This is a genomic window from Sphingomonas yabuuchiae, from assembly GCF_014199595.1.
Classification (GTDB): Bacteria; Pseudomonadota; Alphaproteobacteria; order Sphingomonadales; family Sphingomonadaceae; genus Sphingomonas; species Sphingomonas yabuuchiae.
The window spans coordinates 22,767-45,414 of the sequence record NZ_JACHNX010000022.1 but is presented as its reverse complement, the minus strand read 5'-3'; the positions used below and the strand labels follow the sequence as shown (position 1 = coordinate 45,414).

The window sequence follows — 22,648 nt, the reverse complement described above, 5'->3', positions numbered from 1 at the left end:
ACACGCTACGATCGCTGCCCCACGGCCTTCTTTCCCGCCGTTGCTCTCGCGGCCACCGTCATCTTCTGGCTGTGATCAACGAGTCCTGACCCTAGCCGGCGTGATTGGTCAGACCGAGACTTTCGATCCTTATGCCTCACCGAACAACGGGTTGCTGGCGGCTGATACGCTGTTGTCGGTTCAGGCGTCCGTCCTGGCGGGAATGTTGCCAAATCTGACCAACGATGTCGTGCAGGCGACGATGGTGACAATGTCCGCAACGGCGGCGTCCAACGCCACCGCAGTGCGATACATGATCCAGCAGCGGGCCGCGCAACAGCCGGACTTGCTCGTAGCGGTCGACAAACTGGCCGCCTGGCGAGACCGGGTCGATGGCACGGCGACCGCTGAAAGGCCGTTGACACCGACCATCGGTAGCAACGGATCAGCGGTGACTCGTATCGGCCAGACCAACGCGGACGGACTTTACCTGACCCGCACGCCGCAGCAGGCCTTGAACGTGCTGTTCATGAATGCGGGTGCGGTGAGCCAGGGCGGCTTCTTCCCGACCGGCATCAACGGCATCATCGGCACCAGCGCCGCGAACTGAATGGCGTTCAGGCAGGCCGCCGCTGACGCGGCTCGCCACGCGACAGGCAATCAGCAGGGGACACATCATGGCACATCAGGACATTTCGGGCTTTGACGATACACGCCGCCGCTTTCTCCAGATGGCCGGTAGTGCCACGGCAATGGCCGGGGGACTGTCGTTCCTCTCGGCGTGCAACGACGATGTCGTCGGTGCGGAAGCCGTGGCGACGCCGACGCCTACCGGCACCGCGACATCCACGGTGCTGCCGCCGACCTATACCGCAACGGACAATGACCGCCTCAATTTCGGGCTTCAACTCCATTATCTGCTCGCCGCCTATCTGCATCGTGCGCTCGATGGTGGCGCACTTTCGGCCAGCATGACCGGCGGCGCTGGAGCAGCCGGTACGGTTTCGGGGGGGCGCCGGGTGGCATTCACCGACCTGAGCCTGCTCGCGATGATGCGGGAGGTATCGGAGGCAACCGACGCGCGAATCGCCTATCTGCGCCGCACACTGGCCGGCGCGGTCACGGCGCAACCGGCGATCAACATTGCCGGAGGCGAAGGCAGCCCGTTCCAGGCGATTGCGATAACGAAGCGCGGCACGCCGCCGCCCGCAGTCACCAGCTTCTTCGATCCCTATGCTTCCGAAAATGATTTCCTGCTGGGCGCTGTCGCATTGTCGTCGGTCGTGACTCAGGCAGTCTATGATGTGACTTGGCAACTCACCGCGGCGTTGCGCACGGGGATGGCCGCCTTTGCCGCTGGCATCGCAGCCAGCGATGCGATCTTGCGTAACTCGCTGTTCGTACGGGCTGACGCGGACGTGCGGGTTCCGGCAGCGGGCCAAAGCAATCTCTTTGGTCGTGCGGTTGCCATGGCTCTTGGGCGTGACCAATATGACGGTCCGCGCGCGATGGAATCGGATGCTCCGGGAATCGGCGGCTTCGCGGGCGCGGATTGGGTTTACTCGAAGATCGACATCGTGAACTACAATTGGATTGCGATCCGTCGCACGCCAGAGCAGGCGCTGGGGATTCTTTACGCGTCGGCCGCCTCGGTGTCGTCCGGTGCTTTTTTCCCGGCTGGCGTCAACGGCACCATCCGGGTCAGCGGCGCAAACACATATTGATGCTGCGGCTAAAATGATGAGTTAGGTTCAGGTGATCAGCCCCGGTAGCCGGTGGATCGGGTTGACGGTTCACCGGTCTGGCTCTGACATCCGGATTGTGGCGATGTAGTTGCGGCGAAGCGTTGCCGTTTGGCCGTTGTGGGATCGATGCCTGCAGGGCATCGAGGCAGCCAGCGAGCGGCGGTTCGAATTCGGGATTTCCCAGCGCGGATAGTCGCGCCTTTGTCGTTCGGATCCAATCCGCTGGTGGGAATTAACGACCGGCCAATGCCTGGTGTGCCGAAACGCGGCTGCGTATCAGGAAATGGATCGACGTCGTCTCGACGCTTGCCTTCGTTCTTGAGGCCAATATGTCGAGCTATGCGGCTACCAGTCCGGGATTGTCGGGCCGGATCACGCCCGCAACACCGCAAACTTAGACGGCATTTCCCCGCGCATGGGAGCGGACCGGCGAATCTGGGCCGTGCCCGATCGGATTGCCATAAAATTACTGGTCGTCTCGACGGAAAGGCAAGGCTGCTGCATCTTGGATGATGAGGGGAGCCGCGTGAGTTCGGATCAGCTTGTCGCCTGGGTCGGTCGTTACATTCTGCCGCATGAGCGGCAGTTGCGGATCTGGCTGCGCGCGGCGTTTCCGACCGTCGACGTGGATGACGTGGTGCAGGAGACCTACTGCCGGATCAGCAGGCTCGACGGGTTCGCCCATATCGACGACCCGCGCCGTTACTTCTTCCGCGCCGCGCGCAACGTCGTGCTGGAGCAGATCAGGCGCGAACGGGTCGTCAGCATCGACGCGGCCAGCGGTCTGGCCGAGTTGGACAGCGCACCCGACCTGTCCCATTCGCCCGAAGAGATCGTGGCCGAGCGGCATATGCTGGCCCGGATCGAGCGCCTGATCGATGCACTGCCGGATCGTGCGCGTCAGATCTTCCGGCTGCGCAAGATCGACGGCATGGCGCAGCGCGACATCGCGATGCGGCTGCATATCCCGGAAACCGTGGTGGAAAATGACGTCGCGCGCGGCCTGAAGCGAATTCTGGACCAGCTGAGCGAGGAAGAAAAGGCCGAGCTTCCGATCCGTCGTCGTCAGTCCCGGACCGCGCGCGCGATCCGCCGGGGATTGGGGGGCGGGCGATGATCGACGATATCGCCTGTCGCTGGGCCGCCGCCATCGACCGGGGCTTGGATAGTGACGAGGACGCCAGGCTGGCGGCCTGGTTGGAGGAAGATGGGCGGCATCGGGGGGCTCTCCTGCGCGCAAGGGCGGCGCTGGGTCTGCTCGACCGTGCTCGGGCCCTGTCGGGGCTTTCCGAAGACGATGGGTTCGAGGATGAGGGGCGTGCGCAACGCAATCGACGGCATTGGCGGCGGTGGGGCGGCGGCGCGATGGCGGCCGCGCTGGTGGCCGGGCTAAGCCTCGGGTTCTGGCCCGACCGGGGGGAGCGCATCGATACGCGGATCGGCGAGATACGGCGCATGCCGCTCGCCGATGGATCGGTCGCGCTCGTCAACAGCGGCACGACCCTGCGCGTGGCCTTCACGCCCGCGGAGCGACATATCGATGTGAGCAAGGGCGAGGCCTGGTTCCAGGTCGCGCATAATCCGAAGCGGCCATTCGTGGTGGCGAGCGGACCCTATCGCGTCCAGGCGGTCGGCACGGCCTTCGATGTCCGGCGGGAGGGCGAAGCCGCTCGCGTGGTGGTGACGAAGGGGGTGGTGAAGATCTGGTCGGTCGACAGCACCGAACCGCCGCGCCGTGTGGCCGCAGGCGAATGGGCGGTCCTGCATCCCGACCGGATGGCGGTGCGGGCGATGCAGCCCCAGGCGTCGGACCAGCAATTGGCGTGGCGGGAAGGGCGCATCGTGCTCGACGATATGACGCTGGGGCAGGCGGTGGCGGAATTTAACCGCTACAACAACGACCAGCTGGAAGTCGCGCCGCCACTGGCCCGACGGCGCGTCGTGGGCTGGTTCCGCATCTACGATGTCGACGGCTTCGCGGCCGCCAGCGCGGCTATGGTCGGTGGCCGGGTCGAGCGCCGCCAGGTGCCGGGCAAAGGCGACGTGACCCGCATTATCCCCCAGTAAAATCGTTTTGAAAAATTTGATGGCGGGGCGACGGAAACGCGGCGGCCGCGCATCCTTGGATCAGCGCCGTATGAAGCGTGTCGAAAAAACTTCTGGGAGGGGTGCCATGCGCAGCCAGATTCTGACCATTCCGCTTGTCTCGATGGTGGCGATCGCCGCCGGGATCGTATCGCCTGCCGTCGCTGCTCAGGCGACGGTCCGCAACTTCGATATTCCCCGTCAGCCTGCGACGACCGGGCTGGTCCGCTTCGCCCAGCAGGCGGGCATCCAGATCCTTGCGCCGAGCGACGTGACGCGCGGCCAGACCGTGTCGGCCGTCAAAGGACAGCTGAGCATCGAGGAAGGGCTGAAGCGGTTGATCGGGCCCAGCCACCTGCGGCTGCTGTCGTTCGACGGGCGGACGGCAGTGATCGGGGCGGGCAAGCCGGCGGCGACGCGGACGGTGGGCTACACCCTGCCGCAGGACGGCGGAGCCCGACCGGGCAACTCGCCCGCCGCCACGGCGGACGATAGCGGGGCCGCCGACACCGAACAGGCCGACGACGGGGCGCAGAACGAGATCATCGTTACCGGCAACACCTCGGACCGTCGGACGTTGTTCAACTCCTCGTCCAACGTCACGCTGGCGAGCGCGGCGGACCTGCTGCGCAAGGCCCCGCGCTCGACCGCCGAGACGCTGGAACTGGTGCCCGGCATTTTCGTCGAGGGCACGGCGGGGCCGATCTCGAACAACTATTCCGTGCGCGGCCTGCGTGGTGGCGGCCAGACCTTCATCACGCTGGAAGAGGACGGCATGCCGATCCTCTATGGCGGCGGCGGCGCGGATTTCTATTTCCAGAACGACATCACCATAAATCGGCTTGAGGCGGTCGAGGGCGGCACGTCGGGCGTGCTGGCCCCCAATGGTGCGGGCGCGACGATCAACTTCATCTCGCTGAAGCCCGACCATGACAAGGCGAGGGCGATGGTGCGCTATACCGGCACCACCTATGGCGACCTGCGCGCCGATGGCTATTTCTCTGCACCGATCGCCGATGGCTGGGCGTTCAACGTCGGCGGTTATGTCACCTCCCAAAAGGGCGTGCGCCGTACGCCTTTCACCTTCAACGCCTATGACGTGAAGGCGATGCTGGAGAAGAAATTCGCCAATGGCGGCCTCGTCCGCTTCACGGTGAAGCATGGCGACAAGCATTTCCCTTATTATGCCGGCATGCCGTTCCGGGTGGCGGCGGACGGCACGATCGGCAGCGTGCCCGGCCTGGACTTGAAGCGTGATGATGCGGGCGGGCGCGGCTTTACCCAGTTCCTCGTGCCCAACGCGCCCGCAACCGGTGAAAGCTTGCGCCGATTCAGCTCGGCCGACGGTATCCATGTGAAGGCCAATACCTATCGTATCGATGTCGAGGTGCCGGTCAGCCCCAGCCTGCGCCTGTTCGGTCGCGCGCGTTATCTGGACGGGTCCTATGATTTCAACGGTATCTTTCCAGGCAGCGGGTCGGGCACCGCAGGCCTGACATCGGCGCTCAACTATCTGACGCCTGCGTCTTCGCCGCTGGCCGGGCTGACCCCGCTTCAAGCCTCGCCGCTGACCTATTTCCAGGTTGCCGCGCTCCGCTTTCCCGGCGTTGCGCAATATGGCCTGCGCAACATTCGCACCGGGCAGGTGATCGCCGCGTCGAACACCGCCGCGCTCAACGGCCTGAACGGCAATGGCCTGCTTCAGCAGACGGTGCTCAACCACCAGACTCTGTCGACCAAGGATTTCGGCAGCGATTTCGGTGTGAAATGGGATTTCGGCGGCGGCAATATCGACAATTCGCTGACCGTCGGCGGCATGGTCTATAATGTCCGCCGCTCCAACAACCAGTCGGCGGTCGCAACCGTGCTGAACGACGTGCGCAACGACTCCAACGTCTATGACATGGTCGCGCTGAACGCGGCGGGCGGCGTGCTGGGATCGCTGACCAACAACGGCATGGTCAATTACGGCAATTGGGGACAAGGCCTGTTCAACGACGAGGTCACGTCGCTGTCGGCCTATTTCAACGACGAACTGACCATCGGTGACCGGCTGCACATCGACTTCGGTGCGCGCTACGAGCATCAGCATGTCCGGGTCGACATCGGCAATTCTGCGGCCGTCAACGCCGCGGTTCCAGCGGGCACGCCGGGCCTGTACGACAATGTCGGCAGCACGTTCAGTGGCACCTATACCCGCCAGACCGCCAATTATTCCGATTGGGCCTATACGGCGGGCATCAACTACGAGCTGACCGATCATGTCGCGCTCTATGTACGCGGCGCGCGCGGCTTCCAGACCAATGGCGGCGATACCGGCGGCACCCATGCACCAACCGCGCTTACGCTGTACGAGGGCGGCGTGCGGTTCAAGGCGAACGGCTTCAACGCCTCGGTCATCGGTTTCCGTACCGAGTTCCGCGACCAGAACTACCAGTTCATCGACCCCGCCAACCCGGCCCAGGCGAGCAATGCACTGGCCGACAACTTCACCAACGGCGTGCAACTCGACGCGACCTTGCGCCCGGTCGATTTCTTCAGCCTGAACGTGCAGGGTGTCTATCAGGACCCCAAGCTCAGCAACCTCCGCTTCAACGGCGTCGCCCAGCCGCAATATGACGGCAACACGCCCGAGCGCACGCCGAAGAAGCTGCTGACCGTCACCCCGTCCTTCGTCCTGCCCGGCGGCCTGGGCGAGATTTACGGGCGCTACAAATATATCGGCAAGATCTTCGCGGACAGCGGCAACGGTATCGCGCTGCCCGACTATGGCGTCTTCTCGATCGGTGCGAGTATCGACGCCACGCCGCGCCTGAACCTGTCGGTCAGCGTCGACAACCTGACCGACGTGAAGGGCTTTACCGAGGGCAATCCACGTCAGGGCCAGACCCAGACGATCGTGGACGGCTATTTTTATGGCCGTGCGATCGTCGGGCGCAATGCCCTGATCAGCGCGACGCTCAAGCTGTGAGCGCGAAGGCGGGGTTGCGGCTGTCGCTGGGGCTGGCCGCGTTGCTCGGCCTGACCGGCGCGGCACCGGTCGAGCATTATGCCTTGCGCGAAGGGCTGAACATCAACAGCTTCACGCGCTCCGGCCCGGTCGCGGCGCATGTCGTGTTGAGATCGGGGAAGCAACCCCGCCTCCTCGTCGCCTTTCCGGCGGGCAATAGCGGCACCGCCCTATGGTTCGAGCCGCTGGCGCGGGAGGCCGAGTGGCGGCTGGAGGGTGAACCGGAGCCCGTCACCGTCAACGATGCCAGGGGGCGGCCGCTCCACGGCGTGCGCTTCACCGTGACGATCGATGCGGAGCGCCTGGTTCCGCGTCAGGCTGTGCTGTCCAGCATCCGCGTCATCCGCGATTATCAGGCGCTTGGCACTGCCCCCGCCGAAGTGCTGACCCGTCCGCGGATAACGGCAGGCGCGATCCGCTGGTCGCGCGACCGGCTGGATGGCGCTGCGGGGTATGACTTGGCGGTGGCCGTCACCGATGGCCGGATCGACAATGGCGCGATCCTGGCGGGCAAGGACGGGCGGATACGCTTCGCCGTGATGGCGCTAACCGGCGAGACGCCGCTGACCCCGCGCGGCGGTACGGACCTGCTCAACGCCAAGGCACAGCCCGACCAGGGCGCGCGCAACGCGCTGACCTTCCTCAGCTATGCCGAGAAGTTTCTGGCCGGGTCGTGGCGGTTCGACACCTATTTCGGGCGCGACACGCTGATGTCGGTCCGTCTCCTGATGCCCGCGCTACAGCCCGAAGCGGTGGAAACGGGCCTGTCATCGGTGCTGGCACGCCTGTCGCCGCAAGGCGAGGTGGCGCATGAGGAGGATATTGGCGAGTTCGCGATCCTCGACCATCGCAAGGCCGATGGCAGCCTTTCGGACGCCCCCGTCTACAACTACAACATGGTCGACAGCGATTATATGCTCGCACCCGTCGCGCGGGCCTGGTTGCTCGACGATCCCCGGGGGCGGGCGCGGGCGGCGGCGTTTCTTGCGCAGCGGGTGGGTGGCGAGACGATGGGCGCACGGATGGTGCGCAATCTATGCTTCGTCCTGCGTCAGGCACAGCCCTTTGCCCGTAATCCGGTTCCGGCGAAGCTGATCGCGCTGAAGCCCGGCATGGATGCGGGCGAATGGCGCGACAGCAATGACGGACTGGCGGGGGGCCGCATCCCCTATGACGTCAACGCCGTGCTCGTGCCCGCCGCGCTGGACTCGGCGGCGGCGTTGGCGGCCAGCGGACTGCTCCGGCCCTATCTGTCTGCCAGTGATGCCAAGGCGTTTGGCGCGGCGCGGGCGGTGGCCGAAATCTGGCGGACCAAGGCCCCCCCGCTGTTCGACGTCACGCTGACCGCCGCCGAGGCACGCCAGGCCGTCAGCCGCTATGCGCGCATGATCGGCGTACCGGACGCACCCGCGCTGGCGTCGATCGGCGATGCGCCGATGCGCTTCCCGGCAATCGCGCTCGACGCGCAGGGACGGCCGATTGCGGTGCAAAATAGCGATCCCGGCTTTGCCTTGCTCTTCGCCCGGCCCCCGGCTGAAGCGCTGAAGGTGATGGCGAGCAGCTTCATCGACGCCTTTCCGGCCGGCCTGCGAACAGGGGTGGGGATGCTCGTCGCCAATCCCGCCTTTGCCGACGCGGCGATCCAGCGCAAATTCTCGCCCAACGCTTATCACGGTACGGTGGTGTGGAGCTGGCAACAGGCGCTGGTCGCGGCCGGTCTGGCCCGGCAATTGGAGCGGCGTGACCTGCCCGCCGATGTTCGCGCATCGCTGGCCCGCGCGCAATCCTGCCTGTGGGACGGAATCGAGGCGACGCGCAGGGTGCAAAGCTCCGAGCTGTGGTCGTGGCGCTATGCCGATGGCCGCTACCAGGTCGTACCCTTCGGTGCGGCGGGTGCCGATGTCGACGAGTCCAACGCAGCGCAATTGTGGAGCACCGTCTATCTCGCGCTCCGTCGCCCGACGGGCCAGACGGTCGCGTGTTCGAGCCGATGATGCTCGCTGGCACGAGGATCATCGGTTAGGCTCGCGCCCATGACGGAGAAACGTATTCGCCGGATCGTGATCCTGGGCGGGGGGACGGCGGGCTGGATGACGGCCGCCGCCCTGTCGCGTGCGCTGGCGGGCCAGGGTGTCGCGATCACACTGGTCGAGTCCGATGCCATCGGCACGATCGGTGTCGGTGAGGCGACCATCCCGACCATCCACTGGTTCAATCAGATCATCGGATTGGACGAGCGCTCGTTCATGGCCGAGACCAAGGCGACCGTGAAGCTCGGCATCGAGTTTGTCGGCTGGAACGGCGAGGGGAGCCGGTATTTCCATCCCTTCGGCACATACGGCCCGCCGGGTGACGGCGCGATGTTCCTCCACCGCCTGATCCGCGCCCGCGCCGATGGCGACCGCGTACCGACCGAGGCCTATTCGCTGACCGCACAGGCGGCACGAGCGGGGCGGTTCGCGCGTCCCGTCGCCGATCGCCGTTCGCTTCTCTCGACGCTGGGTTATGCCTATCATTTCGATGCTGGGCTCTATGCCCGATATCTGCGCAGACTGGCCGAGCGCGCGGGCGTACGCCGGATCGAAGGCGTCGTCGCGTCGGTGGAGCAGGATGGGGAGAGCGGCTTCGTCCGGTCGCTGACGCTGGACGGCGGCCAGGTCGTGGCGGGGGACCTGTTCATCGACTGCTCGGGGTTGCGCGCGCTGCTCATCGGGCAGGCGCTGGGTGTCGGCTTTGACGATTGGTCGCACTGGCTGCCCTGCGACCGGGCTTGGGCGGCACCGAGCGCGGCGGAGAGCGATCGCACGCCCTATACCCGCGCGACGGCGGCCGAGGCGGGGTGGCGCTGGCGCATTCCGCTCCAGCACCGGGTCGGCAACGGCTATGTCTTTTCCAGCCGGTTCCAGGACGAAGAGGAAGCACGCGCCTCACTCATCGCCGGGATGGACGGGCCGCCGCTCGCCGAACCGCGTCTGATACGCTTTACCCCCGGAATGCGGCGGGAGGCGTGGCGGGCCAATGTCGTCGCGATCGGCTTGTCGAGCGGTTTCCTCGAGCCGCTGGAATCGACCAGCATCCACCTGATCCAGAGCGGCATCGCCAAATTGCTGTCGCTCTTTCCGGCGGCCGATTGCTCGCCCCTGCTGGCGCGACAGTTCAACCGGGTGTTCGGGCAAGAGATGCTCGACGTGCGTGATTTCCTGATCCTGCATTATCACGCCACCATGGGCCGCGACGAACCCATGTGGCGCGAGCGACAGGCAATGGCGATTCCCGATACGCTGGCGGAGAAACTCGGGCACTTCCGAAGCTCGGGTCGTATCGTCCTGTCGAGCGACGAGTTGTTCCGCGACGCGAGCTGGTTCGCCGTTCTCGACGGCCAGGGCGAGCGCCCGGGCGATCATAATCCGCTGGTCGAAGTCCTGGGGCGAGAGGACAATTTGCGCCAATTGGCCGCCTTACGAGCGGACATCGTCAAAACGACGGCGGCTATGCCGCCTCTCTCGTAAGCCTTTGCCGGTCGCGGCGGGCGAAAACCGCCAATTCGACATCGCCCAAGCCACAGGCTAGTAGGCCGGGGAAGGGCGACGTGTCGCCATCCCTTACGGCGAAACCGCAGCTTCCCTCATAGGCTTCGCGAGCCTCGCTTCACGCCTGCTCCGGAGGGCTTTATCCGACCTGCCTAGCCGGTGAAACTGGCAGGCTGTCCCGCGATCTCGCCAGCCTGTCATATGCCGCGGTCTGCGATCTCCGGTCACGGTCGAAGAGCTTTTCTCAGCAATCTCCGTGACTTTCCATGGTAGTACCAAAAAGCGATGATCGGTGCCGGCCATAGTTGACGCTGGCCACCAGACGGCAGATTTTAGATCAAGATATAAGGATCTGGTACTACTAATCTTTCAGGAGCGGTGCCGTGGCGGTTTGGGCGCAGAATTATGACCCGTTGGGCAATATCTGGCTTTCCAGCCTGGTCGCCGCCATACCGATCATCTTTTTCTTTCTCGCGCTGACCGTCTTTCGTCTGAAAGGCTATGTGGCGGGCACGATTACCGTTGCGCTGACCCTGGCGGTCGCGATCGCCCTGTACGGGATGCCGGTGAATAGTGCGCTGGCCGCCGGGGTCTTCGGTTTCTTCTATGGATTGTGGCCGATCGCCTGGATCATCCTCGGCGCGGTGTTCCTGTACCGGATCGCGGTGGCGACCGGTGCGTTCGACGTCATCCGGCAATCGATCCTGACGGTGACCGAGGATCAGCGGCTGCAACTGCTGCTGGTCGGTTTCGCGTTCGGGGCCTTTCTGGAAGGGGCCGCCGGGTTCGGCGCGCCGGTCGCGATCACGTCGGCCCTGCTGGTCGGGCTGGGCTTTCGCCCGCTCTACGCGGCAGGCCTGTGCCTGATCGCCAACACCGCCCCCGTGGCGTTCGGGGCGATGGGCATTCCGATCGTCGTCGCGGGGCAGGTGACCGGCATCGACCCGTTCCTGATCGGCCAGATGGCGGGGCGGCAGTTGCCGTTGCTGTCGGTCATCGTGCCCTTCTGGCTGATCCTGATCATGGACGGCCCGCGCGGGGTGCGTGAGACATGGCCCGCCATTCTGGTCGCGGGCGGTTCGTTTGCCATCGTCCAGTTCCTGACCGCGCAGTTCATCGGACCCGAACTGCCCGACATCACCGCCGCGCTGGCGACCCTGATCGCGCTGCCCATCTTCCTCCGCTTCTGGCAACCCCGGCGCATCTTCCGCTTCGACGCGGCAGAGGTCGCCGCCGATGGTGCGGTGCCGGTCGCGCCGATCTCGACCCGGGCTGTCCGCCATTCGCCCGCCAGGATCGCCTGGGCCTGGTCGCCCTTCCTGATCCTGACCGTGTTCGTCACGCTGTGGAGCATCGCGCCGGTCAAGGCGCTCTTCGCCGCCGATGGGCCGCTCGCCCACCTGGTGCTGAAGCTGCACGTACCGTTCCTCGACAAGCTGGTCGCCAAGGTGCCGCCGATCGTGCCGCAGGTCACGCCCTATGAAGCGGTATACAAGTTCGACTGGCTGTCGGCGACCGGCACCGCGATCATGCTGGCCGCGATCGTCACCATCACCTTCCTGCGGATGAAGCCGGCGGATGCGGCGCGCACCTTTGTCGAGACGTTGAAAAGCCTGCTGGTTCCGATCTATTCGATCGGCATGGTCCTCGCCTTCGCGTTCCTCGCCAATTATTCGGGACTGTCGGCGACCCTGGCACTGGCATTGGCGCATACGGGATCGGCTTTCACCTTCTTCTCGCCGTTCCTCGGCTGGCTGGGCGTGTTCCTGACCGGATCGGATACATCGGCGAACGCGCTGTTCGCGGCATTGCAGGCCAACACCGCGCACCAGATCGGCGTCAGCGACGTTCTGCTCGTCGCGGTCAACACCACCGGCGGCGTCACCGGCAAGATGATCTCGCCACAGTCGATCGCCATCGCCTGTGCCGCGGTGGGCTTGGTGGGCAAGGAATCCGACCTGTTCCGCTTCACCGTGCGCCACAGCCTGCCGCTCTGCGCGCTGGTCGGGATTCTCACCACAATTCAGGCCTATCTCGTGCCGTGGATGATCCCATGAGCGGCATATCGAGCGTGTCGGGCCGGGCGGAGGCCGCGATCGAGGAGCTGATCGCGCAGCGCAAATTGCTGCCCGGCGCGCGCCTGCCCTCCGAACGCGCGATGGCGGAGACGCTGGGGGTGTCGCGCAACATCCTGCGCGAGGCGATGAACAGGCTGGCGGCACAGGGCCGCATCACCATCCGCCCGCGCGCCGGGGCGATCCTGGCCGAGCCGTCCGCGCAATGGACCGAACAGATGATCGCCGAACCGCTGGCCCCGCTGGTCGAGGCCAATCCGGGTTATGGCCACGATATCTTCGAGGTCCGGGAGTCGCTAGACGGTGCGGCCGCCTATCATGCCGCGCGGCGCGCCGATGCGGTGGACAAGGACCGCATCCGGCGCCGGTTCGACGCGATGGAGAAGCTGCACGATGCGGGTGACGTCGCGGCGGAGGCGCATGCCGATGCCGCCTTCCACCTCGCCATCGCCCATGCCTCGCGCAACGCGGTGCTGACGCATGTCATGTCCAGCCTGTTCGGACTGCTCCACACCAGCATCTCGCAGAGCCGCGAAAAGATCTACGCCGTGCCACGGACGTTCGAGGCGCTGTCGGCGCAGCACCGTGCGATCATGGATTGCATCGTCGCGGGCGACGCCGACGGCGCGCGCGAGGCCGCCGACGTCCATCTCGAATTCGTGCGCAACACGGTCCGGCGGGTCGAGGACGACCTTGCCCGGTCCGAACGCGCTGCCGCCGCGCGCGACGCCGACCCCTCGCTATAGATTTGGGAACGATCCGATGATCATCTCCGCCACCACCGACTATCGCGAAGCCGCGCGGCGTCGCCTGCCCCCGTTCCTGTTCCACTATATCGATGGCGGGGCCTATGCCGAGCATACGCTGCGCCGCAACGTGTCGGACCTGTCCGACGTGGCGCTGCGCCAACGGGTGCTGCGCGACGTCGCCGATATCGACCTGAGCACGACGCTGTTCGGACAGTCGCTTGGAATGCCGGTGGTGCTCGCCCCCGTGGGGCTGACCGGCATGTATGCCAGGCGCGGCGAGGTGCAGGCGGCCCGGGCGGCGGCGGACAAGCAGGTGCCCTTCACCCTGTCGACCGTGTCGGTCTGCGCCATCGACGAGGTGCAGCGCCAGTCGCCCGCGCCCATCTGGTTCCAGCTCTATGTGCTGAAGGATCGCGGCTTCATGCGCGACGCGCTGGAGCGGGCGCAGGCGGCGGGGGTGGAGACGCTGGTCTTCACCGTCGACATGCCGGTGCCGGGTGCCCGTTACCGCGATGCGCATTCGGGCATGTCTGGTCCCCATGCCGCGTGGCGGCGGATGCTGCAGGCGGTCACCCATCCGCGCTGGGCCTGGGATGTCGGCATCCATGGGCGGCCGCACGACCTGGGCAATATCTCGGCCTATCGCGGCGCGGCCACGGGGCTGGCCGACTATATCGGCTGGCTGGGCGCGAATTTCGATCCGGGGATCGGCTGGCGCGACCTGCAATGGATTCGCGACTTCTGGAAGGGGTCGATCGTCATCAAGGGCATCCTCGACGTCGAGGACGCGCGGGAGGCGGTGCGCTTCGGCGCGCAGGGCATCGTCGTGTCGAACCATGGCGGGCGGCAGCTCGACGGCGTGCTGTCTTCGGCGCGCGCCTTGCCCGCCATCGCCGACGCGGTGAAGGGACAGCTCACAATCCTGGCGGATTCGGGCATACGGTCGGGGCTGGACGTGGTGCGGATGCTGGCGCTGGGGGCGGATGCCGTCATGCTGGGGCGGGCCTTCATCTATGCGCTGGCCGCCGATGGCCAGGCGGGGGTCGCCAATCTGCTCGAACTGTTCGACCGGGAAATGCGGGTGGCGATGGCGCTGACCGGCGTGCGGACAATCGCCGACATCGACTCGACCATCATCGCACGCTGACGTGGAACGGCACGGCGCAAACGTCGGCCATATCGAAAGGGGATATAGGATGCCGCATCTCGGGCAGCGGACCACGCGTGCCGCCTTGTTTTCCGGTCTGGCGCTGGCAGGAACGACACCCGCCGCCGCGCAAACCGCCGAGGATTATCAGGCGCTGCGCCGCAAGGTCGAAGAGTTGCAGCAACAGCTCGACGCGGTGCAGCGCGCGCTGGATGCGACACGACCGCCCGCGCAGCCCACCCCGGTTGCCGCCGCCGCGCCCGCTCCCGCCACGCGCCCGTCTTCGCAGGACCCGCTGCCGCGTCCGGCGGGGACCCCTTCGATCACAGCCCAAGGGGGTACGTCCAGCGTGCCCTCGGGCTATGGCTTCCGCATAGGCGATACCAGCTTTCGGATCGCGGGGTTCGTCAAGGGCGACCTGATCTTCAGTCGCTACGGCAACGGCGACACCGCGACCAATCCGCTGGGGCGCGAATTGTCGCTGCCGCAATCGATCCCGGTCGGCGGGCGGCGTTCTGGCATCCTTACCGATGCCTCGGCCAAACAGTCACGCATCGCCTTCCAGACCGCGACGCCGGTCGGCACCCGGACGCTGACGACCTTGATCGAAGCGGATTTTCAGGTCGCCCCGGCGGTGTCCGGCGGCGAGCGGGCGCTCAACCCCTATAGCTTCGGGCTCCGCCGCGCGGTGGCGGGTTATGGCGGCTTCGCCATGGGGCAGGACTGGAGCAACTTCCAATATGTCGCGGCCCTGCCCGAAACCGCCGATTTCGTCGGCGTGACCGACGGCACCGTGCTGGTTCGGCAGATGTTGTTGCGCTACAGCCGCCCCATCGGCGGCGGATGGACCGCTTCCGCATCGATCGAGAACCCGGAAACCGTATCGGCGATGGCGGGGGCGACCGCCTTGTCGGACAATGACGACGACAGCATCCCCGACCTGACTGGACAGTTGCTATGGACGGGGAAGGGGGCCAGCCTGTCGGTGACGGGCCTGTTCCGGTCGATGAGGGTCGATCCCGCGACGGCCCGACCGGCGGTGACGACGCAAGGTTATGGCATATCGCTGGCGGGGACCGCGCCGTTGCCCACCGGCAAGGGCGACGATATCCGCTTCATGATGACCGGCGGTCGCGGGATCGGGCGCTATGTCGGCGTGAACGTCGCGCCCGACGTGGTCTATGAGATGGCGAACGACCGACTGGTGCCGGTGTCCTTGATTGCGGGATTTGCCGGTATGCGCCATTTCTGGACCGGCACGCTGCGCAGCACCTGGATGGGTTCGTTCCAGCGGGTCTGGAACCCGGCATCGGCGTCGCCCCTGTCGACGCGGCAGGTGTGGGACACCGCGATCAACCTGTTCCTATCGCCGCTGCCGCGCCTCGACATGGGCGTCGAGGCGCGCCTGTCGCATCGCGAACTGGCCAATGGGGCCTCGGGGACACTCGAACGGCTGCACTTCACCGTCAAGCAGGGATTTTAGGGCGGCACATCGCACATGAAGAATGCGATAAAGGCCTCCAGTTCCTGCCAGCGTTCAGGAAAACAGGGCGATCGGCTCCGCCAAAAGGCGTTATCAAGCTGACGTTTCCACCATTCCAGGCTCGATCACGATATCGCCGTCGCTTTCGACCGTCACGGGAATGGATTTGGCGGCGGGCGTCTTGCTGCCCACCGCATAATGCCACACCGGCATCAGGACATTGCACTCGGGATAATAGCCGCCGATGCATCCGACCGGAATGTCATAGGCGACGACGATCATCCCCGACAGATGCCGGTCGACGCCGTCATCGGCCACGGTGCGCAGCGTCACCGCCTGTCCCACCTTCAGCCCCCGGCGTTCGATGTCGGAGCGGTTCATCAGCACGACGTTGCGGATGCCGTCGATCCCCCGGAAACGATCGTTGTAACCATAGACGGTGGTGTTGAACTGGTCGTTGCTGCGCAGAGTCATCAGTCGCAGCACGTCATGCCCGACGTCCGGCATGTCGAGGTCCTCGTCGAGTGCCTCCGGCGTGACGAAATTGGCGCGGTCGGTATCGGTTTGCCATTCGCGCCGCTTGGCGGGCAGGTCGCGCTGGAAACCGCCCGGCTCCCACATGCGCGTCTCATAATCGTGGAAATTGTCGGGCAGAGTGTAGGCGATCTCCCGCCGGATTTCGGCATAGTCGGTCATATAATCGTCCCACCGCACCTTGGGATGGGGCTCGAACACCTGCTTGGCCAGTTCGCACAGCAGACGGATCTCGCTGATGAGATGCGGCGAAGCGGGCGTGCGAAGCCCGCGATTGCCATGGACGCAGCCGGAGGTGTCCTCCATCGACAGCGCCTGCTGCCCGGCTGCCGTCTCGTCTATCTCCAGCCGCCCGATCACCGGCAGGATATAGCTGATCTCGCCGGGGAGCAAAGCGGTGCGGTTGAGCTTGGTCAGGACGTTGACGGTCAGGCGCATCCGGCGCCAGGCGGGCTCCATCCGGCCCTGGTCGGGGATCGCGCGGGCAAAATTGCCGCCCAGCATGAAAAACGCCTTCACCCGGCCATCGAGGATCGCCTCGCACGCCTCGACCGTGTTGTACCCCGCCTCGCGCGGCGGCTCGAAGCCGAATTGCTCCCCCAGCCGGTCGAGGGGGAACAGTTCGGGCTTTTCGGTGACGCCGACCGTCCGCTGGCCCTGGACATTGCTGTGGCCGCGCACGGGACAGATGCCCGCACCGGGCCGCCCGATATTGCCGCGCATCAGGAGCAGGTTGACCAGCATCTGCACCGTCTCGACCCCCGCGCGATGCTGAGTCAGGCCCATGCCGTAAATGCCGATGGTCGACGGCGCACGGGCATAGATGAGCGCGGTCGCTTCGAGATCGGCACGATGCAGCCCCGAACGCCGCTCCAGCTCGTCCCAGTCCTGCGCCCGCAGCCAGTCGGCGAAGCGTTCGAACCCGTGCGTGTGCGCGTCGATGAAGGCGAGGTCCAGGATCGGCGGCTCACCTGCCGCCAGGGCGTCGTCGTGCAGCGTCAGCACCGCCTTGCAGATGCCCGCGATCGCCGCCAGATCGCCGCCATTCTTGACCTGATGATAGTCCGAGCTGATCCGCGTATCCTTGCCGGTCAGCATTTCGGTCGGGGATTGCGGGTTCAGAAACCGCTCCAGTCCCCGCTCGCGAAGCGGGTTGAAGGTGATGATCGGCACTCCGCGCTGGCTGGCTTCCTGAAGCGGGTGGAGCATCCGCGGCGAATTGCTCCCCGGATTCTGGCCGAAGAACATCAGGCAGTCGGTCTTGGCGAAATCCCCCAGATCGACCGTGCCGACGCCCTGGCCGATACTGGCGGGCAGGGCGACCGAGGTCGTTTCATGGCACATGTTGGAACTGTCGGGCAGGTTGTTGTTGCCATAGAGCCGGGCGAACAACTGATAGAGATAGCTGCCTTCGTTCGACAATCGGCCGGAGCTGTAGAAGACGGTGCCGTGCTGCTTGTCGTCCACCGCGCGCAGTTCGCGGGCGATCTCCTCGATGGCATGGCCCCAGGATACCGGCACATATGTGTCGGTCGCAGCGTCGTAGCGCAGCGGATGGGTCAGGCGGCCGGGCTGTTCCAGATGGTAATCGTCCCACCCCAGCAACTCGCTGACCGTGTGTTCGGCGAAAAAGGCGGGTGTGCAGCGATGTGCGGTCAACTCCCAGGCGACCGCCTTCACGCCGTTTTCGCAGAACTCGAAGGGGAGCGGTGTGGCGGGCTTTACCCAGGCGCAGCTGTTGCACTGATAGCCATCGACCTTGTTATGCCGCGACAGCGCGACGCTGGCGCTACCCAGCACGCCCTCCCGGCGCAGGATATTGCCGACCGAGCGCGCGGAGCCCCATCCACCGGAGGGGAGGCGATACGGCTTGTACGTGGCTTTCATCGGGCATCTCCGGCCGGGGCGGCGGGCGTTTCCTTGCGAAACATTCGCCGGGTCTTGTCGTTAACCCTGTGGCGGCGGCGGCTATCCCGAATTTGATCTAAGATACGGATTTAAAAAGGAGAAATGCCATGACGGTCGGTCGCGACTATATGCTGAAAAAGACGACGGGCCCTTCGGTCCCCAAATTCTTCATCGACACGCAGATCGTGCCGCGACTGGTCAATGCCGTCGGGCGGGGAGAGGTGCTGCTGGACCGTTCGGCGGTCCGCCTTGGCGTTCGCCCCTCGATCCTCGTTGCCGGGGCGGCGAGTGCCTTGGCCTTGCTAATTCTCGGCACCCGGCGTGGGCGGCCAGCAGTGATCGAACAAGCGCAGCCGGCCAAGCAACAGGCTGATCCATATTGAAACCGGGAACTGCGCCTGTCCCCCGATATTGAAGGAGAAAAAACAAGGATCATAGAGTGATAGGCGAAATCGAACAGCGGCCGGGAGCGGCCCAGGGCCCAACCGGACCGGCCAAGCAGCGCGAGGGCCTGTTGCGCCTCCTGCAATTGCTGGAAGCACGCGACTATCAGTTCGTGACGCCGACGCCCGCCACCCATGCGCGGGTGCTCGTCAATCGCGGGGATCGGCCCGCGAACGATGTGCGGGACATATTGGGCTGGAGCCTGCCCTTCTCGCCGTCGGTGTTGGATGCCGAGCTGCGTGCCGCCTTGGACGCTGCGGAGATGCTGGTCGAACGCGATGACGGGTGCCTGCAAGCCACATTGCGCGTGTCGCGCGTCGAGGGGACGCTGTTCCTCCATTCCGCCTATCCGACCACGGCCACGGACTCGGTGTTTCTGGGGCCGGACAGCTATCGGTTCGCCAGGCTGATCATCGGGCGGATGGACGTGGGCGCCCGGCACATCCTCGATTATGGTGCGGGGGCCGGGGTCGGCGGGATCGTCGCGGCGCGGGTTGCGCGCGGTTCGCATCTGACGCTGGCCGACATCAACCCGCGCGCGCTGTTCCTGGCGTCGATCAACGCCGAACATGCCGGTGTCGCGCACAGCGTCGCAAATGTCTCGACACCAAAGGAGCTGACCGACTCCTTTGACCAGATCGTCACCCATCCGCCGTTCATGATCGACGCGGATCGCCGGGCTTACCGCGACGGTGGCGACCTGTATGGCGGCCAGCTTTCGCTCGACTGGACGCTTCAGGCCCTGGCACTGCTCAAGCCCAAGGGACAACTGATCCTGCATACGGGCGCTTCGGTCGTCGATGGGCAGGACGTGCTGCGCATGGCGCTGGCCGAGCAGCTGCCCGCGACCGGCTTCGAGGTCGACTATTCCGAGCTCGACCCCGACATCTTCGGCGACGAGCTGGAAAAGCCGACCTATGTCGATGTCGAACGGATCGCGGCGGTGGGGTTGGTCATACGGCGGGTGGGACTCTGACGTCCCCCCTCACGCCGTCTTCTGGATCAGCGGTTCGATCCGCAGGTTGACGATGTCGCAATTGGCCGATCGGCTGAGGACGAACAGGATCGCATCGGCGACATCCTCGGCAGGCAGCATCCGGCCTTCGGCGACCGCGGTCTGTTTCTCCTCCGCGCTGCATTCCTGCATGTCGGTGTCGACCGATCCGGGCTGGATCACGCTGACCCGGATGCGCTTGTCCGCAACCTCCTTGCGCAGCGTCTCGGCAAAGGCCTGGATACCCGCCTTGGTCGCGGCATAGACGCTTTCGCCCGCCGCCTTGATCTCGGTGCTGATCGATCCGACGAACAGCAGATGGCCGCCGCCCTGGTCCTGCATGCGCAGAATCGCAGCGCGGGCGCAGGCGAGATAGCCGGTCAGGTTGGCGTCGATCACATAGCGCCAATCCTCCTCGGCCATCTCATGGATCGGCTGCGCGCCGAGTGCGGCACAGGCGACCAGCATGTCGATGCCCCCCAGCCGGTCGTCGACCGCGGCGAAGACCCGGTCGATGCCGTCGCGCGTCGCGGCGTCCTCGACGATCCCGATCACCTCGCCATCGATCCCGGACAACGCCGCATCGAGCGCATCCTGATGCCGTCCGAAGGTCAGGACGCGCGCGCCCTCGTTCGCCAGCGCCTTCAGCGCGGCCCGGCCGATGCCGGTGGTGCCGCCGGTCAGCAGGATGCGGCGGCCGGACAACATGGTGGGGTTCTTGGTCATCGTTTATTCCCAGGTCAGGATCAGGCGGCCTTGCGCGGGCACGCAATAATCGACGCGGTCGGCGCTGACGGCATCGGGGGCGATCGTCTCGCCGCTGGCGGTGGTGACGCGGCTGTCGGTCAGCGTGCGCCGCTTCAACCGGACGAGGCGCAGCGAGGCGGTGCGCGTCTCACCCCCGTCGAGCACGATCGACAGCGCATGGTCGCCGACCCGCTCGACCGCGCGGACCAGCATGTCGCAATAGAGGCGGAACGGCGCGCCCTCGACTTGGTGGAAGGCGCTGGTTGCGAAGATGAACGCCGCGCCCGCGCCGTACACCTCCTGTCCCACCTGCCCGGCGGGCTGGCCATCGGGATAGAGATCCTCCAGCGGGAAGGAGAGGGTCTTGTCGATATGGCCGTTGGCCTCGCGCTGTTCCTCTGCAATCGCTTCGGGGGGCAGCGCGTCGGGATAATAATACCAGGCGCGCGACAGGGCATGGCGGCAATATTCGCCGATCAGCATCCGCGCCTCGGGGTCGAGGTCGGGGCCGCCATCGTCCAGATAACGCTCGAACGCGACATAGCTGTCGAAGCACTCGTACATCGCCATATAAGGCGCGTCCTGCAGACAGGTGACCGCCAGGAACGTCTCGTAATGCGCGGCATGGCCGATGCGGCTGTCCCAGATCACCGCATTGTGCAGGAAGCTGGCGAGATAGACATAGCTCTGCTCGCGATAGGCGTCGCGATTGGTGATCCGCCACAACCGCATGCAGGCGGCGGCGCCCCAGGCGGTCAGATTGGCCTGATAGTTGAGGTTGAAGCCCAGCCCGATGGCGGCGTCGATCGCCGCGCGCGCCTCGTCGAGATAGGTCTTGTCGTCGGTCAGCTCGAACGCCTGGAGCATGACCCAGGCATAGATGCCGCCGACATCGGTCTGCCCGCGCCCGTCGACGGGGGCCTCCTTGGTGATGACCGAGAAGTCGGTGACGTCATATTCGATCGGCCAGCGATAGTCGAAATGCCGCGCGACCCGCACGCCATAGTCGATCGCCTTCAGGAACAGCGCGCGCGCATCGTCATCGCCACCCAGCGCCAGCGTGCCGAGGTTCAGCAGGGGGTGATAGAGATACCAGCTGTCGACCGCATCGGCATTCTTGTCCTTGCCGACATTGGGCAGATAACGACGGAACGTGCCGAGCTTTTCGTCGAAGAAGCGCGGCAGCCCCGCCTTGAACGCCGCTTCCAGGGGATGCGGCTCGCCCCGCCAATCGCCCCATCGGCGGAGCGCGGCGATGACCGACATCTGCACCATGATGTCGGGATATTCGGCGCCCGTATAGGGGTGGACATAGCGATGGCCGTAATGGCGGATCGTGGCATCGGGGGCTTCGTCCAGATCGCGCGCGGCCCGCTCGGCGCGGTCGATCCAGTCGCGATAGGCGACGGGGGGCGGATCGAGCAGGTCATAGGCGCTGCCCAGCATCTGCACGAACTGGCGGGCGGATTCGCGTTCGTGCGGGGGTGCATGGTGGCGGAAGACCAGGATGGTGTCGGACAGCGTGACGCTCTCGCCCGCCGGCAACGCGACCTCGGCGGGATCGGCATCGGCATCGGGGAGGGGCAGCGCATAGCCCAGTTCGGGCCAGTTCCCCGCCACCGCCTCGCGCGGGACGGTGCCGGTCGTGCGGAAATAGTCGTTCGAAGCGGTGAAATTCTGGATGTAGAGGACATTGCCAAAGGCTGGCGCCTCGATGCGGAAATAGAGGAGGCCGGTGTTCAGCCCGCGCTGCGACGCCTCGACCACGCCTTGCGCCCGCAGGGGATCGTCGCTCGCGCCAAGGGGATAGAGGTCGCGCGGGGCGGGGGGCAGCATCATCGGCCGGGCCGGGGTGAAGCAGGTCGTGATGCGCAGCCGCTCCACCGCCAGCCGGTCGGCGATATAAGAGATGACATGCTCGCCCATCGCGCTGGTCAGGCGGAGCCGGGCAACCTCGCCCTTCTCGGGCGGTAGCAGCGCACAGTCGAAGCTCATCGGTATATAGGCGGCCCGCACCGCCAGTCCGCCTGCGCTGCCCTTGCGGCGCACGATCGCGAAGACCGATGTCGCGGTCCGGTGGAGCCGGATGATCAGATCGCCGACGGTGAAATCGGCCAGCGGCGCGGGTTCGTCGCGTAGCAGGTCGCGCAGGTCGAGCAGATGGGGGCTGATCGCGGGCGGCGCTTCGGCCGTCGCTGTTCGGGGCATGGCATCACTC

16 protein-coding genes are annotated in these 22,648 nt (G+C 65.8%); 13 read left to right on the top strand and 3 right to left on the bottom strand.

Going from position 1 to position 22,648, the window contains the following annotated elements; translation table 11 throughout:
• Window positions 1-100: 100 nt before the first annotated feature.
• The 11 genes from GGQ89_RS17305 (at window position 101) to GGQ89_RS17255 (ending at window position 15,803) form a co-directional block, all read left to right on the top strand.
• Window positions 101-589 carry a hypothetical protein gene (locus GGQ89_RS17305; RefSeq protein WP_184106597.1) on the top strand — a complete coding sequence of 163 codons (489 nt, stop codon included), beginning with the start codon at window positions 101-103 and terminating at the stop codon, window positions 587-589.
• 67 nt (window positions 590-656) lie between these two features.
• On the top strand, window positions 657-1,703 hold the full coding sequence (locus GGQ89_RS17300; RefSeq protein WP_184106596.1) for a ferritin-like domain-containing protein: 1,047 nt from the start codon (window positions 657-659) through the stop codon (window positions 1,701-1,703).
• Window positions 1,704-2,139: 436 nt separating this feature from the next.
• Complete coding sequence (locus tag GGQ89_RS17295; RefSeq protein WP_244955811.1) at window positions 2,140-2,841, top strand: RNA polymerase sigma factor; 702 nt, start codon at window positions 2,140-2,142, stop codon at window positions 2,839-2,841.
• The gene (locus GGQ89_RS17290; RefSeq protein WP_184106595.1) at window positions 2,838-3,791 is read left to right on the top strand and encodes a FecR family protein; all 954 of its coding nucleotides are present in this window, start codon (window positions 2,838-2,840) and stop codon (window positions 3,789-3,791) included. Before GGQ89_RS17295 ends, GGQ89_RS17290 begins: the two co-directional genes overlap by 4 nt.
• A 106-nt stretch (window positions 3,792-3,897) precedes the next feature.
• The gene (locus GGQ89_RS17285; RefSeq protein WP_184106594.1) at window positions 3,898-6,780 is read left to right on the top strand and encodes a TonB-dependent siderophore receptor; all 2,883 of its coding nucleotides are present in this window, start codon (window positions 3,898-3,900) and stop codon (window positions 6,778-6,780) included.
• The gene (locus GGQ89_RS17280) at window positions 6,777-8,813 is read left to right on the top strand and encodes a hypothetical protein (RefSeq protein ID WP_184106593.1); all 2,037 of its coding nucleotides are present in this window, start codon (window positions 6,777-6,779) and stop codon (window positions 8,811-8,813) included. The genes GGQ89_RS17285 and GGQ89_RS17280 overlap by 4 nt, the downstream gene beginning before the upstream one ends.
• Before the next feature lie 39 nt (window positions 8,814-8,852).
• The gene (locus tag GGQ89_RS17275) at window positions 8,853-10,328 is read left to right on the top strand and encodes a tryptophan halogenase family protein (RefSeq protein WP_184106592.1); all 1,476 of its coding nucleotides are present in this window, start codon (window positions 8,853-8,855) and stop codon (window positions 10,326-10,328) included.
• 404 nt (window positions 10,329-10,732) lie between these two features.
• Entirely contained in the window at window positions 10,733-12,406 is a 1,674-nt protein-coding gene (lldP, locus tag GGQ89_RS17270) for an L-lactate permease (protein WP_184106591.1), read from the top strand.
• A complete protein-coding gene (locus GGQ89_RS17265; protein ID WP_184106590.1) occupies window positions 12,403-13,170 on the top strand; it encodes an FCD domain-containing protein in 768 nt (255 codons plus the stop codon). The genes lldP and GGQ89_RS17265 overlap by 4 nt, the downstream gene beginning before the upstream one ends.
• A gap of 16 nt (window positions 13,171-13,186) precedes the next feature.
• Window positions 13,187-14,320, top strand: a complete 1,134-nt coding sequence (lldD, locus tag GGQ89_RS17260; protein ID WP_184106589.1) for an FMN-dependent L-lactate dehydrogenase LldD — start codon at window positions 13,187-13,189, stop codon at window positions 14,318-14,320.
• A gap of 49 nt (window positions 14,321-14,369) precedes the next feature.
• A complete protein-coding gene (locus GGQ89_RS17255) occupies window positions 14,370-15,803 on the top strand; it encodes a porin (protein WP_240456297.1) in 1,434 nt (477 codons plus the stop codon).
• 93 nt (window positions 15,804-15,896) lie between these two features.
• Here the strand turns inward: GGQ89_RS17255 and GGQ89_RS17250 are convergent, their stop codons facing one another.
• Complete coding sequence (locus GGQ89_RS17250) at window positions 15,897-18,224, bottom strand: FdhF/YdeP family oxidoreductase (RefSeq protein WP_184106588.1); 2,328 nt, start codon at window positions 18,222-18,224, stop codon at window positions 15,897-15,899.
• A gap of 128 nt (window positions 18,225-18,352) precedes the next feature.
• Here GGQ89_RS17250 and GGQ89_RS17245 point away from each other — a divergent pair, with 128 nt between their 5' ends.
• Together GGQ89_RS17245 and GGQ89_RS20100 are read left to right on the top strand one after the other, a co-directional pair.
• The gene (locus GGQ89_RS17245) at window positions 18,353-18,628 is read left to right on the top strand and encodes a hypothetical protein (protein WP_184106587.1); all 276 of its coding nucleotides are present in this window, start codon (window positions 18,353-18,355) and stop codon (window positions 18,626-18,628) included.
• Between the two features lie 56 nt (window positions 18,629-18,684).
• Window positions 18,685-19,665, top strand: a complete 981-nt coding sequence (locus GGQ89_RS20100; protein WP_184106586.1) for a methyltransferase — start codon at window positions 18,685-18,687, stop codon at window positions 19,663-19,665.
• A 9-nt stretch (window positions 19,666-19,674) separates the two neighbouring features.
• Here GGQ89_RS20100 and GGQ89_RS17235 read toward each other — a convergent pair whose 3' ends face one another.
• Together GGQ89_RS17235 and GGQ89_RS17230 are read right to left on the bottom strand one after the other, a co-directional pair.
• Window positions 19,675-20,409, bottom strand: a complete 735-nt coding sequence (locus GGQ89_RS17235) for an SDR family oxidoreductase (protein WP_240456298.1) — start codon at window positions 20,407-20,409, stop codon at window positions 19,675-19,677.
• A 3-nt stretch (window positions 20,410-20,412) separates the two neighbouring features.
• On the bottom strand, window positions 20,413-22,638 hold the full coding sequence (locus tag GGQ89_RS17230) for a hypothetical protein (RefSeq protein ID WP_184106585.1): 2,226 nt from the start codon (window positions 22,636-22,638) through the stop codon (window positions 20,413-20,415).
• Window positions 22,639-22,648 lie beyond the last annotated feature (10 nt).

Coding starts and splice junctions, on each gene's coding strand:
- GGQ89_RS17245 (WP_184106587.1), top strand. CDS start 18,353: ATGACGGTCGGTCGCGACTATATGCTGAAAAAGACGACGGGCCCTTCG.
- GGQ89_RS17300 (WP_184106596.1), top strand. CDS start 657: ATGGCACATCAGGACATTTCGGGCTTTGACGATACACGCCGCCGCTTT.
- GGQ89_RS17285 (WP_184106594.1), top strand. CDS start 3,898: ATGCGCAGCCAGATTCTGACCATTCCGCTTGTCTCGATGGTGGCGATC.
- GGQ89_RS17275 (WP_184106592.1), top strand. CDS start 8,853: ATGACGGAGAAACGTATTCGCCGGATCGTGATCCTGGGCGGGGGGACG.
- lldD (WP_184106589.1), top strand. CDS start 13,187: ATGATCATCTCCGCCACCACCGACTATCGCGAAGCCGCGCGGCGTCGC.
- GGQ89_RS17235 (WP_240456298.1), bottom strand. CDS start 20,409: ATGACCAAGAACCCCACCATGTTGTCCGGCCGCCGCATCCTGCTGACC.
- GGQ89_RS17230 (WP_184106585.1), bottom strand. CDS start 22,638: ATGCCCCGAACAGCGACGGCCGAAGCGCCGCCCGCGATCAGCCCCCAT.
- GGQ89_RS17265 (WP_184106590.1), top strand. CDS start 12,403: ATGAGCGGCATATCGAGCGTGTCGGGCCGGGCGGAGGCCGCGATCGAG.
- GGQ89_RS17250 (WP_184106588.1), bottom strand. CDS start 18,224: ATGAAAGCCACGTACAAGCCGTATCGCCTCCCCTCCGGTGGATGGGGC.
- GGQ89_RS17295 (WP_244955811.1), top strand. CDS start 2,140: ATGGGAGCGGACCGGCGAATCTGGGCCGTGCCCGATCGGATTGCCATA.
- GGQ89_RS17255 (WP_240456297.1), top strand. CDS start 14,370: ATGCCGCATCTCGGGCAGCGGACCACGCGTGCCGCCTTGTTTTCCGGT.
- GGQ89_RS17290 (WP_184106595.1), top strand. CDS start 2,838: ATGATCGACGATATCGCCTGTCGCTGGGCCGCCGCCATCGACCGGGGC.